The following is a 10938-nucleotide window of genomic DNA, read 5'->3' on the forward strand; positions in this document are numbered from 1 at the left end:
TGTCCGGTAACCTGAGCGCGCGGGCCGCTAGCTCAATGGCAGAGCTGTGGACTTTTAATCCATAGGTTCAGGGTTCGAGTCCCTGGCGGCCCACCCTTTACCTCTTATGACCTGCACAAACGCCAAGCAAAGATCATCGGGCACAACCAGGGCACAAACTAGATCCGATCTTGGCCGGTGGAGGGTTCCCGCCGCTTGCCGCCTGCCCGCCGCAGGAGGTTGCCCACCAGGCCGCGCGGACGGTCCTTCTTCGGCAGCCAGTGGACGTAGGTTTCCAGCGTGATCCGCAGGTTGGCGTGCCGTAGCGCCTTCTGCACCTCCTGCGGCTCGACGCCGTTGCTCATCAGCGTGGTGGCGAAGAAGTGGCGCAGTGAGTGGAAGGTTCCTTCCTTGGGCCAACCAGCGGCTTCGCGCCAGTCCGCCCACAGCTCCGACCAGTAGGTGTCGGTCAGCAGCTTCCCTCGGGACGAGGTGAACAGGACGCCCACTGGACGAGTCCGCCGCTCCCCCGTGGTGATGTCGGGAAGCTCGAACTCGACAGGGCCGACCTCGCTTATGTGCGCCGTCAGTTCCTCGGCTACCACCGCGTCCAGGTCGACAGTGCCGGTGGAACCGCTCTTGGGTGTCGAGAGGTAGAAGCCGCCGAAGTGCTCAGGCGAGTGCCGCAACTGCTGGACGACGTGCAGCTCTCCACAGTCGAAGTCCGCGCAGCGCGGGCCGTCTTCCATACCCAGCACCTCACCAAGGCGAAGCCCTTCCCCTGCTCCCAACCAGATAGCGGCCCGGTAGCGGCGCGGGACCACCTCAGCGAGCTTGAGCACCTGATCGCTGGTCGGAACCCACTTCGGTGCCCGCGACAGGCCGCGCAGGATCTGTGCGAGTTTCACGCCGTTGCAGGGATTATCGGGAATCACCTTGTCGACAACTGCGGCGTTCATGATGGTCTTGAACAGGCCGAAGTACAGGCTCACCGAAGATTTGGGCGTGCCGTCATCGAGTAGACGGCTCAGCCATGCCAGCACGTCGGTCAGGTTGATGGAGCGGATGGCCTTCTCGCCGAAGACGGGCAGGAGATGCTTTCGCAGGTTCTGCGGGATACGTCTTCGCGTCTCGGTCGCCCAGCCCGATTCCCGGGCTTCCCTCCACCGCTGCGCGTACTCGGCGAAGGTCAGCCGGACCGCTTCCCGCTTCAACTGCACCTCGGGTGCGCCGCCGGAGCGGCAGTCGAGGTCGAAGGTTTCCGCATCGCGTTTGAGGTCAAACAGCCTTTCGCGGTCGTTGTTGTCGGCATCGGTGTAGCGCACTCGCCAGCGCTTTCCTCGGCCGTGCCGCTTCGAGGGAACGTACTTCCGCGTGTCCGGGTCGCGTTTCTTGAGGTACCACAGGTCATCGATTGCCATGTCAGGCCGCCTGGTCTTTTAGCCATGCGCGAACATCGGCCGGGTTGTAGCGGAGGTGACGGCCGACCTTGGAGGCACGCGGCCCGGTCCGGCGGTGCCGCCATTGGTAGAGCGTGCCGACGGGGATGCGGAGGAACGCAGCGGTCTCGGTGATCGACCACAGTTCCGGCGATGGGCTCAAGACAGGTTGAGCCGGGGAGCTGCCCTCCTGATGGTGGTGGTCTGAGTACAGCTGTCGCCGGTCGGTGCCGGCTCGTGTGTTGCGCATCGGGGTTGGCCTCCTGGGTCTATGCGGCGGGCGTAAGCGAGGACTGGACAGCGAGTTCGTGGGCGAGTTCTTCGCGGCCGGTGGCGTGTCGGGCGCGGGCCATGGCGGCAGCGGTGTTGGCGAGGAGGGCGTCTCCGGTGGTGTGCCAGCCAACGCCGGCGAAGGTAAGGGTGCCGACGATGAGCGGGGTGGTGTCGTCGAGGCGGTCGACGGCCCGCAGGGCGACGGGTTGCTCATCGGCTTGGCGCTCGTGCTCGTGGCGGCGGAAGGCGACGCGGGTAACCCTCAAGAGTTGGAAAGTGACGGAGTAGCGGCGGGCTTTGGTGAGGAAGTGACCGCCGTACCCGAGCATGTGTGCCCATCGACGTAGCCGGGCGTAAGGGTTGGTCGTCGCTGGTTTTGTGGGTTCGGCGTCAAGGCTGGCTTGACGGTCAGCGACGCAGGTGGGGCAGGCGGCGTAGCGGGCGTGGGTGCCGCAGTCGGGGCACTCCCAGCGCTTCACGAAGCCGGGTGTGGGCCGGTGGTCCCGGGGCCGCTGTGAGAGCGGGACGGGTGCCGTGGTGGGTCGGCCGAGTCGCCAGCAGGCGTCGATGAGGCGGGCGGTGTGGTCGCCGTCGGGGTCGGCGTACTGGCCGATGCTGTCGGCGGTGAGCCTGACGGAGCGGTGCCCGGTTACCTCGGTGCTCTTGGTGGCGTACTTGGCAAGGTAGCCGGCGACGAGGCTGTCGGTGATCTCTCCCGTGCCGCTGGTGGTGATGGGTTCTAGGTCGAGTTGTGCGCCCCAGGTGATCGGCCAGCCGCCGGCCCGGTCGAGGTGCGGTGGGGTGGTGTAGGCGATCTGCGTGGCGGCGTGCCGCAGCGCGTCGACCAGGTCGTCGACGGTGAACCCGGGCGGCGGGGGGACGATCGCGTCCGGGTCGGAGGGGTTGATGCCGTCGAGGCGGGCGATGGCGTGGAAGTGGACCGCCGCGCGGGCTTGGAGTTCGGCGACCTTTCCGGGTGAGAGCCGGACCGGGGGGACTTTGCGGGTGTTGCCGGAGGCGGTGACCACCTCAACGCAGGGGATCCGGCGTTGCCGGGCGAGGTGGGCGAGGTGGCGTTCCGCGGCTTGCTTGGTGCGGTGCCACAGCTTGCCGGAGAACAGGTTCCACACGACTTGGTGGTCGTGGTCGTAGCAGTCCAGGCACAGCGGCCGTCCGATCACCTGGTCGCCGGTTTCGTGGCGTGCCCAGCAGACGGCGGGGCGGCCGTGTGCGCAGATGCCGGCGGTGGGGTCGGTGGTGCGGCGGGCGTGGCATGGTTCGGCCCGGCAGTCGCAGCGTTTGCGGTTGGCGCAGGTGTGCCGCTTGACCACTCTGGCGTGCACGGTGCCGAAGGTCGGAGCGGTGAAGGTGGCGAACACCGCTGGGTGCGCGGCGACCGTCTCGGGGATGCCTTTGCCGCCGACGAGGCCGGCGCGTAGGAGTTGGTAGGCGTCGCGTTGGTAGGTCTGGGCGCAGGCGGGGCAGACAGCCGCGCGTCGGTTGCCGCACGCCTTGTAGATCGCGGCGTCGGGCATGGCGTCGGTGTGTCGGGCGTCGAGGAGTCGCCCGGTGGTGGGTTCGACGGTGAGGAGCTGCCCGGCGAGGCGGATGGGGCGGGTGCAGCCGGCGGCGGCGCGGACGTGTTCGAGCCAGCCGTAGTAGTCGGGTTGCTGGGCGCGGGTGAACGCGGAGCCGGCGGCGGTGTAGCCGACATACGGGGTGGTGGTGTCGGCGTTCGAGCCCACACCCCGGGCCGAAGCGCGGGGTGTGAGGTCCAGCGTCGAAACCATCAGACGGACACCTCGTCGAGGTGCCGGGTGGTGATGGTGTGTTGGGTGACGATGATGCGGCAGGCGCCGCACTGGCGGTCGGCCGGTTCGTGCCGGTGGCACGCGATGGTGGTGGTCGTGTCGCCGCAGCGGATGGTGACCGGGGTCCGGCATTCTCCGCCGGGGATGAGGTGGATGACGGTGCGTCGGGTGTCGTAGGGGTGCGCCTCGGTGTAGGCGGGGCAGGTGTGGGTGACCTGCTCGATGTCGACGACGTGGATGGTCATCGGGCACCACCCGCGATGGGGGTGCCGTTGACGGCCAGGGTGTGGCCGGTGATGGTGTGCAGCAGTTCCCGGGCGATGTCCGGGGCGACGGAGAGCAGGTCGGCGAGTTCGTCGGTGGTGATGGGTCGGCCGGTGCTCTGCTCGTGTCGTCCGATGACGAACCGGGCGGTGGGCATCAGGTGCGCCGGAACCTCGGGCCGGGTGACCGGAATCGGGGTGAAGGCGGGTGCCTGGATGACGACCGGCTCAGGTGCCGGCGGGATGTCGACGACCGGCTCAGGTGCCGGGGTGGTGTCGATCGGCTCGGTGGCCGGTGCCGTTTCGGTGAGTTGGTTGACGGCGGCGAGGAGGGCGGCGGCTTCGGCTTGGATGGCGGCGAAGTCGGGTCGGATGCGTCCGGCGACGAGTTCAACGCCGATGACGAGCACGACGACCAGGGCGAAGACCAGGCGCAGACCGAGGCTGCCCGGGGAGGCGAAGTTGATGGTGGCCGACAGCAGGGCGGCGCAGGCGAAGACGATCAGGGCTCCGCGTTTCGCATCGCGGGCGATGCCGGAGGTGCGGACGACGGTCAGCATGGACACCATTGCGGCGTCGAAGATCAGCGGCACCAGGTAGGCGAAGTAGCCGGCGTTCTGGGTCCACAGGTAGTGGGCCTGGTGCAGATAGCTGGTCAGCAACGCAGCCAGCAGAACGAAGCGGTTGTACCGCTTGATCGATTTGATTGCCTTGAGCATGGTGGGCACGGCCTCACGGGCGTACTCGGTAGCGAACTGCTCGGTGACAGCAGTGGGGTCAGTGCTCGACATGGGGAGTCACCTCCGGAGCCGAAATGGCGTCAAGGGGGATGAGGTCGACCACGCCGGAGCAGTGGGCGCACATGATGGGGGCCAACCCTTGGGCAGCGATCTGCTCGCGGAAGCAGGGCAGGCAGACGAAGTCGGCCGGGAACAGTCCGTCGCCCTCGCAGAGAGCGCAGGGACCGAGGCAGACGGGGCAGGGCTTGTAGACCGGGCCGAGGATGTCGTGGATGCCGGCGGGCGAGCTGCCCTCGATGCACCACAGGCAGGAGTCAGCAAGGTGGAAGCTCACGACGGGTTCCCTTCGTGGCAGTCGAGGCATTCGCCGTAGCGGCGGGGGATGTAGTAGGGCTTGACCTGGGCGCAGATCCGGCAGGTGCGGCGGGCGAGCAGCGCTTTGGCGATGGCCTCCCGCTGGGCGGGTGTGGCGGTGCGCTTGGCCTTGGCGAGGTCGGTGCGGTAGAGGTAGGCGACCCGCCGGTTTTTGCGGTGCCGCCAATAGATCTGCGCGACCGGGTCGTGTCCTCCGGGGCGGAGGCCGGCGGCGCGGAGTTGCCGCACGGTGGCTAGCCCGGTGGGGGCGCAGTGGTAGGGGAAGGTGGGGAACCCGTAGCGGGTGCCGAGCGGGTCGTAGAACTCGACCCGGATACCGGTCCGGTCGGCCAGGTTGTCCAGGTCGACGCTGCGAAGGTCGGTCACGGCTTCTCACCGCCCCAGCGCTGTTGGGCGGCTTGCTTGGAGATCCCGAGACGCTGGCCGATCTCCGACCAGGAGTAGCCGAACGCCCGAAGGCCGATCACGGCCTCACCGATCGCGTCGTCGATGACCGACGAGAGGGCGACCAGGTCGCGGAGGGCTTCCACATCGCCGGTGGCGACGCGGCGGCCGTGAGCGCGGATGATCCGACGGCCGAACGCGGCGAACTCGTCGTTCTCCACGACGGTGCGGCGCTTCTGCCGAGGCACGCTGGGCGTCAAGGGCTTCTCGACGGTGCTCATCGCTTGTCGCCTCCCTCGTTGTGGAGGGAGTCCCACCGGTCAGCGGCGGCGGTGAGCGTCGTGATGACCTCGTCGGCGGTGCGGCCGGGCTTGTCGTTCCACCCGAACAGGCGGGAGGTGCAGCCCAGGTCGAGGAAGTCCCGCAGGACGCCCAAGGCGGCGCGGAAGTCGGGCCGTTCGGGCCGGTCGACACCGAACGGGAAGTCGGTGGCGGTGCCGTAGGCGGCCATGGCGACTGCGCCGGAGACGCAGGCCCGGGGGGTGAGGGCGTCGAAGACGATCGTGTAGTAGTCGCCCTGGGTCCAGCCGTGTCGGCGCAGGTAGAGGGCGGCCATCCGCAGCAGGTCAGCGGGTGTGACCGGTGTTGCGGTGGGTGGGTTGTGGGTAGCCTTCATGGCAGCCACGTCCTTTCGAATGGGCTGTTGGTGGAAGGTCGGCAGGACCAGCTCTGCTGCCAGGCGAGGTTCTGGTCCTGTCGGCCGATCAGGTGTTGCGTAGCCGCAGGTAGCGGCGGTGGCGGTTGTCGTCGCCGCCCATGAGGGTTGGCGGGGACAGGTAGACGAGTCGGCCGCTGGCCGAGGCGACCTGGACCATGGCGGCGATGTCTTCGGGACGGCCGATGATCCACAGTTCGGTGTATTGGGCGGCCCGCTGGTTGTTGGCCTTGGCGTAGGCGCGTTCGCGGGTGGTCATGCCGCCATCTCCCACTCAGTCGGGTTGACCGCCGGGGTGCCGCTGCTGGTGGGTCGGCGGGTCCAGGCGGCGTAGTCGGCGATGTTGTAGATGTCGGTGTCGGTGAGGTAGGCCGCTTTGATGCGGCGGGGAACGCCGCCTTCGGCCAGGAGGTAGGCCGCGCCCTGGTTGGTGGGTGAGATGTCGGAGGCGGTGTAGCCCTGCTCGGCCCAGCCTTGACCGAGGATGATGTTCGAGCTGTTCAAGCTCGTGCAGCGGAACGCGGCCCGGTAGCCGAACAGGTCCCGCAGCGAGGCGGGGATGATGTCCCACGACGGGCGCTGAGTCGCGGCGACGACGGGCATGCCGCAGGCACGACCCAACGAGACGAGGCCCCGCAGGAGGGTGGAGAACTCCTCCTGTTGCTGCTTGGTGCCGAGCACGGTGGAGAACATGGCGAGTTCGTCGATGATGGTGACGATGACGGACATGCCGTCGCCGTCGGCGAGCTTGCGGCGCCGATTCGCCAGCAGCCACGCGTAGCGGTTGGTGGCGACGACCAGGAGGCGACGCAGCACCTCGATGCCCTGATCAATGTCGGGGCCGATGAACGCATCGGCCAGGTCACGCCATGGGCCGAGTTCGACGAGCTTGGCGTCGAACAGGACAAGGCGGGTGCTGTCGGCCAGGGCGGCGTGGCCGCAGATGTTGTTGATCAGGCCGGACTTACCGCCGCCGGGTTCGCCTGCGGTGAGCAGGTTGCGGTAGATGACGTCCAGGTAGACGGGTTGGCCGAACTCGTCGATCCCGATGAAAATCGGGTCGAACATCGACAGGCCAGGACCCACCGGCACCGCCTCAGTAGTGGTGGGATACGTGGTGCTCATGGGGGTGCCCTCCTTGGGCGTTGGTGGGCGCGAGGAACCACACGAACGAGCCGCTATCGGCTCCTCGCGTCCCGGGTTGGGCTGGGGGTTAGATCCAGTCGGAGGTGTCGTCGTCCTCGACGGACGACGCAGACGAAGCCGCGGGCTTACTGCCGTTGGCCGTCGTAGCCGGAGCCGGCTTCTTGCCGGAGGGCTTGCCCTGAGCCGGGAGGGTGATCGTCGGAGCGGTGACGTCCGGCAGATCCAGGGCAGTGGGCACCGACAGTGGCGATGCCGACACCGGCGCGGTCGGGTCGATCACGTCGACCAGCGGTGAACCGACCGTGGCGGTCAGCACCTCGCGGCGTTTGATGTCGAACCGCAGGTAGGCGGCGTTGCTCTCCGAAGCGCGCTCGATGAGCACGGTGGAGGCGTGGCAGGTCACCGCGATCTTGTCGAGGCGACCCTCCAAGTCCTTCTCGGACAGGCCGGGCCGGAGGTAGACCCAGACGCGTTCGCCGACCGGGGTGGGTCGTGCCCACAGGATCAGGGGCAGGCTGCCGGACTGGTTGGCGATGATGAACTGCGAGAAGCACACGCGCAGCCGATGCCTCACCACGAGGCACCAGGTCCAGGCGATGACCTGCCGGCGAACCGGGGTGATGGCGGCGGGAACGCCGACGACCAGGGCGACCACGAGCAGGGTCACCACGGCCGGGGTGTGGTTGGCGAGCTGTACCCACGCGGTGAGCAGCAGGACAGCCAGGATCGTTTCCGGGGTCCACCACCACAGCAGCCGGATCACCGGCCACAACCGCACGAGCAGCCAGACCAGGCCGCCGGTGGGGACGCCGATCAGCGCGCCGACGAAGACGGCGAGGATCGGGTGAATGTAAGAAGCGGCCACCACGGCCGCGAGGAGGCCGACGATGACCGCCGTCAGGATGAACGCCATTCGGGCGTTGCGTGCGGAAGATCGGTGGACCTTGGCCTCGATGACCGTCACCGTTCCGGTGGATCTGCCGGCGAACCGGCGAGGGCTAGACTTGGACATGACACGTCCTCCCACGTAATTGGGGTGGATGGGTTGGGAGCGTGGGGTCGGCAGGTGTAGGAGCCAGTACCGACCCCACGCTTTTTCGTGCAACTAGCTGTTGCTGGTGGTGCGCTTCGGCTGTGCGTAGCGCGAGAAGCCGAGGATCACGACATTGCCGTAGCCCTCGCTGGTGAGGTGCGCCGTGGTGGGCGCGAGGTCGGCGACGCTCATGATGGGCGTCGGCCGGCTGACGTCAAACGACGAGATACCAAATCCCGTCGCCGTTTGGTAGCTGAACGAGATGTAGTAACGGAACAAGGTGGTTCCTCTCGTGAGATCGACCAAGACGGGCCGATCGGGTTCGGACCGACTTAAGAGCCGGTATAGGCGGGGGCGGGTAAACGACCCCACGCCTTCCGATTCGGGACCGGCTTAAGAGCCGGTATAGGCGGGGGTCCGGTAAAGAACCCCGCGCCTTCCGAAGGCAACCCGAAGAAGGGTTGCCGGGCCGGGAGAATAGGAGCCAGAAAAACTCCCGGACCGCAGGGTGATCAGAACAGCGAACTACCAGTCGCCGTAGGACAGCAGGAGCACACACAGCACGCCGTGCGAAGGACTTACTTGGCCGGAGAGCCAGTCTTCGGCTTCAGCGAGACCGCCCGGAACGCGACGCCGTTACGCCCGTTGGTCGCCCACGGAATGGCCTCCAACTGCTCGACAGCCAGGAAGTCGCCCACCTTCACGCTCGGCTTCTCTCCCGCCGTGGTGATGGTGATGACGTCCCCGCCGTTGTCGTCGAGCACGAAGACCTGGGTAGACCACATGAGCCGGCCCGTGTTCTTCTCGGACTTCTGATTGCCGTTCTGGTCGTACTTCGGCTCCGGGTCCTTCGACGCCGTCACCTGCTTGCTCGTGGTGTCCACGTACAGCTTCACAACAGACCTCCTGTGTCTAGGCGCATCCACTGTTGGATGACTGCCTCACCATCAAAATACCAACTCAGTTGGTACTCCGCCAGACTCGTGCCGAAACTTTGTTCGGCGTCTTGCTGACACAGACAACGATCACCTTGAGCGCGGCACAACGACAGGTGTCACTGGGGTGACAGGTCAAAGTCCCCTCGCCATGTCCCCCGGCTGGGGCGATACTGGCGACATGGGTGACGAGGCAACGGACTTCGAACGGCCGGTCTGGGCTACCAGGTTGAGGGCCGAGCGATCGGCTCGGGGTTGGTCGCAGGGCGAGGCCGTGCGAGCGATGAGGGCTCATGCTGCCGAATCGTTGCCGGCCGACAGCACGCTCCTTCGTAACTGGAAGCGATGGGAGGCCGGAAGCTCCGAACCTGACGGCTTCTACCGGGCGCTGATCGCAAAAACATTTGGCACTGTCACGGCAGCGTTCTTCCCGCCGTCGACCCCCAATCAAGCTGATGCCGAGCTGCTCGCGGGCACCGGGATGGAGACGGTCGAGATCCTCGCCCGCCTGCGTACTTCCGATGTCTCTACCGCCACGCTGGAGGCGCTACGGATCACGGCCGACCGGCTGTGCTGCGAGTACCCATACATGGCCTCCGATCAGCTACGCGTAGAAGGGCGTGCTTGGCTTCGCCGTATTACTGCCTTGATGGATCGACGGCTGACCCTCGCTCAGCACCAGGAGGTGCTAACCCTCGCCGGATGGGTGGCGCTTCTCGTCGGATGTGTCGAATACGACCTTGGGCATCGCCGGATTGCCGAAGGAACCCGCAAGGCTGCGTTGACGCTCGGCGAGGAGGCAGGCAACGCCTCCATCTCTGGCTGGGCCTATGAGATGCGGGCCTGGTACGCCTTGACTCAAGGCGACTATCGCGGCGTCATCGCTGCTGCAGAAGCCGGCGAGGCCACCGCCAAACACCAAGGTGTCGCTGTGCAGCTCGCGGCGCAACGAGCCAAGGCGTGGGCAAGACTGGGAGACAGACGGCAGGTAGAAACGGCGCTGGACAGGGGAAGGACACTGCTTGAGTCCCTTCCATACCCGGAGGACACGGATCACCACTTTGTGGTGGACCCAGCAAAGTTCGACTTCTACGCCATGGACTGCTACCGCATCGCAGGGGAGGACCGGCTAGCAGAGATGTACGCGCGGGAGGTCATCCGTTCATCGACCGACCCCGACGGCACGGAACGTAAACCCATGCGCAACGCCGAAGCACGCGTCACTCTCGGCGTTGCAGCGGCGCGATCCGGCGACCTGGAAAGCGCAGTCGCGTACGGACGCCAAGCACTACAGGGAGACCGGAAGTCGCTCCCATCGCTCCTGATGTGCTCGCAGGAATTGGCGACCCTCCTAGCCGAGAGGTATCCCCACGAGCCGGAGGCCGTGGCCTACCTCGACGAGGTTCGCACACTCAGGGTGAGTTGACGCCGTTCGGGCCGGCATCCATGCCGTCTCGGCTCGGCCGACCACCAACGCCAGGGCGGGGGCGTGCTTCGTGCCAAGAAATCACCCGGGTCGGGCGCCACATGTGAGTCCGTCCAACGGTCGCATCAGGCTCGGGCATCTGGCCCCGCTTCCGGTAGTTACTCACGGTCGCTACCTTCACTCCGAGGTAAGCGGCTATGTCGGAGGTCGTCCACCACTCCGCGGTCGTGTCCGGGCCAGTTCCCACGGCATCATTCTTGCACTCGCCACTGAATGGAAGCTCGGGCGAAGGTACTGCGGATCCACTGCAACGACAGGCAAGCGATCCCCTGCCCCAGCCGCCGGCCGCCTACCGGAGGCGTTGTGCAAAGTTTCTGTACGTCTTCAAGGCGGCCCGAGACGGGCCGCACGCGCCGCCG

General features: G+C 66.9%; 15 protein-coding genes and 1 tRNA gene. 2 read left to right on the forward strand and 14 right to left on the reverse strand.

All coding sequences use genetic code 11. From position 1 onward, the window contains the following. Positions 1 to 21 precede the first annotated feature (21 nt). Positions 22 to 93, forward strand: a tRNA-Lys gene (locus V6V47_RS04435). A 65-nt stretch (positions 94 to 158) separates the two neighbouring features. Here the strand turns inward: V6V47_RS04435 and V6V47_RS04440 are convergent. The 14 genes from V6V47_RS04440 to V6V47_RS04505 form a co-directional block, all read right to left on the reverse strand. Then, positions 159 to 1400 carry a tyrosine-type recombinase/integrase gene (locus tag V6V47_RS04440; protein WP_334626670.1) on the reverse strand — a complete coding sequence of 414 codons (1242 nt, stop codon included), beginning with the start codon at positions 1398 to 1400 and terminating at the stop codon, positions 159 to 161. A 1-nt stretch (position 1401) separates the two neighbouring features. Then, positions 1402 to 1581 carry a helix-turn-helix transcriptional regulator gene (locus tag V6V47_RS04445; protein WP_334627061.1) on the reverse strand — a complete coding sequence of 60 codons (180 nt, stop codon included), beginning with the start codon at positions 1579 to 1581 and terminating at the stop codon, positions 1402 to 1404. Positions 1582 to 1687: 106 nt separating this feature from the next. Then, positions 1688 to 3481, reverse strand: a complete 1794-nt coding sequence (locus V6V47_RS04450; RefSeq protein ID WP_334626671.1) for a replication initiator — start codon at positions 3479 to 3481, stop codon at positions 1688 to 1690. Further along, positions 3481 to 3747, reverse strand: a complete 267-nt coding sequence (locus tag V6V47_RS04455; RefSeq protein WP_334626672.1) for a hypothetical protein — start codon at positions 3745 to 3747, stop codon at positions 3481 to 3483. Before V6V47_RS04455 ends, V6V47_RS04450 begins: the two co-directional genes overlap by 1 nt. Then, positions 3744 to 4556 (reverse strand): DUF2637 domain-containing protein, encoded by an 813-nt coding sequence (locus tag V6V47_RS04460; RefSeq protein ID WP_334626673.1) that lies wholly within the window; start codon positions 4554 to 4556, stop codon positions 3744 to 3746. Before V6V47_RS04460 ends, V6V47_RS04455 begins: the two co-directional genes overlap by 4 nt. Further along, the gene (locus V6V47_RS04465; RefSeq protein ID WP_334626674.1) at positions 4543 to 4839 is read right to left on the reverse strand and encodes a hypothetical protein; all 297 of its coding nucleotides are present in this window, start codon (positions 4837 to 4839) and stop codon (positions 4543 to 4545) included. Before V6V47_RS04465 ends, V6V47_RS04460 begins: the two co-directional genes overlap by 14 nt. Then, on the reverse strand, positions 4836 to 5213 hold the full coding sequence (locus V6V47_RS04470) for an RRQRL motif-containing zinc-binding protein (RefSeq protein ID WP_442934189.1): 378 nt from the start codon (positions 5211 to 5213) through the stop codon (positions 4836 to 4838). Before V6V47_RS04470 ends, V6V47_RS04465 begins: the two co-directional genes overlap by 4 nt. Before the next feature lie 29 nt (positions 5214 to 5242). Continuing rightward, a complete protein-coding gene (locus V6V47_RS04475) occupies positions 5243 to 5545 on the reverse strand; it encodes a hypothetical protein (protein ID WP_334626675.1) in 303 nt (100 codons plus the stop codon). Further along, positions 5542 to 5940 carry a DUF6197 family protein gene (locus tag V6V47_RS04480; protein WP_334626676.1) on the reverse strand — a complete coding sequence of 133 codons (399 nt, stop codon included), beginning with the start codon at positions 5938 to 5940 and terminating at the stop codon, positions 5542 to 5544. The genes V6V47_RS04475 and V6V47_RS04480 overlap by 4 nt, the downstream gene beginning before the upstream one ends. Positions 5941 to 6028: 88 nt before the next feature. Beyond that, positions 6029 to 6238, reverse strand: a complete 210-nt coding sequence (locus V6V47_RS04485) for a hypothetical protein (RefSeq protein WP_334626677.1) — start codon at positions 6236 to 6238, stop codon at positions 6029 to 6031. Continuing rightward, positions 6235 to 7104 (reverse strand): FtsK/SpoIIIE domain-containing protein, encoded by an 870-nt coding sequence (locus tag V6V47_RS04490; RefSeq protein WP_334626678.1) that lies wholly within the window; start codon positions 7102 to 7104, stop codon positions 6235 to 6237. Before V6V47_RS04490 ends, V6V47_RS04485 begins: the two co-directional genes overlap by 4 nt. Before the next feature lie 88 nt (positions 7105 to 7192). Then, complete coding sequence (locus V6V47_RS04495) at positions 7193 to 8137, reverse strand: hypothetical protein (RefSeq protein ID WP_334626679.1); 945 nt, start codon at positions 8135 to 8137, stop codon at positions 7193 to 7195. A gap of 93 nt (positions 8138 to 8230) precedes the next feature. After that, complete coding sequence (locus V6V47_RS04500; RefSeq protein WP_334626680.1) at positions 8231 to 8437, reverse strand: hypothetical protein; 207 nt, start codon at positions 8435 to 8437, stop codon at positions 8231 to 8233. Between the two features lie 299 nt (positions 8438 to 8736). After that, on the reverse strand, positions 8737 to 9054 hold the full coding sequence (locus tag V6V47_RS04505) for a hypothetical protein (RefSeq protein WP_334626681.1): 318 nt from the start codon (positions 9052 to 9054) through the stop codon (positions 8737 to 8739). Positions 9055 to 9274: 220 nt separating this feature from the next. On the opposite strand from V6V47_RS04505, the gene V6V47_RS04510 reads away from it, so the two are divergent. After that, entirely contained in the window at positions 9275 to 10519 is a 1245-nt protein-coding gene (locus tag V6V47_RS04510) for an XRE family transcriptional regulator (protein WP_334626682.1), read from the forward strand. The last annotated feature ends 419 nt before the right edge of the window (positions 10520 to 10938 follow it).

It is taken from the genome of Micromonospora sp. CPCC 205539 (assembly GCF_036906815.1).
Lineage (GTDB): Bacteria > Actinomycetota > Actinomycetes > Mycobacteriales > Micromonosporaceae > Micromonospora.

Coding starts and splice junctions, on each gene's coding strand:
- V6V47_RS04440 (WP_334626670.1), bottom strand. CDS start 1,400: ATGGCAATCGATGACCTGTGGTACCTCAAGAAACGCGACCCGGACACG.
- V6V47_RS04450 (WP_334626671.1), bottom strand. CDS start 3,481: ATGGTTTCGACGCTGGACCTCACACCCCGCGCTTCGGCCCGGGGTGTG.
- V6V47_RS04455 (WP_334626672.1), bottom strand. CDS start 3,747: ATGACCATCCACGTCGTCGACATCGAGCAGGTCACCCACACCTGCCCC.
- V6V47_RS04460 (WP_334626673.1), bottom strand. CDS start 4,556: ATGTCGAGCACTGACCCCACTGCTGTCACCGAGCAGTTCGCTACCGAG.
- V6V47_RS04475 (WP_334626675.1), bottom strand. CDS start 5,545: ATGAGCACCGTCGAGAAGCCCTTGACGCCCAGCGTGCCTCGGCAGAAG.
- V6V47_RS04480 (WP_334626676.1), bottom strand. CDS start 5,940: ATGAAGGCTACCCACAACCCACCCACCGCAACACCGGTCACACCCGCT.
- V6V47_RS04485 (WP_334626677.1), bottom strand. CDS start 6,238: ATGACCACCCGCGAACGCGCCTACGCCAAGGCCAACAACCAGCGGGCC.
- V6V47_RS04490 (WP_334626678.1), bottom strand. CDS start 7,104: ATGAGCACCACGTATCCCACCACTACTGAGGCGGTGCCGGTGGGTCCT.
- V6V47_RS04495 (WP_334626679.1), bottom strand. CDS start 8,137: ATGTCCAAGTCTAGCCCTCGCCGGTTCGCCGGCAGATCCACCGGAACG.
- V6V47_RS04510 (WP_334626682.1), top strand. CDS start 9,275: ATGGGTGACGAGGCAACGGACTTCGAACGGCCGGTCTGGGCTACCAGG.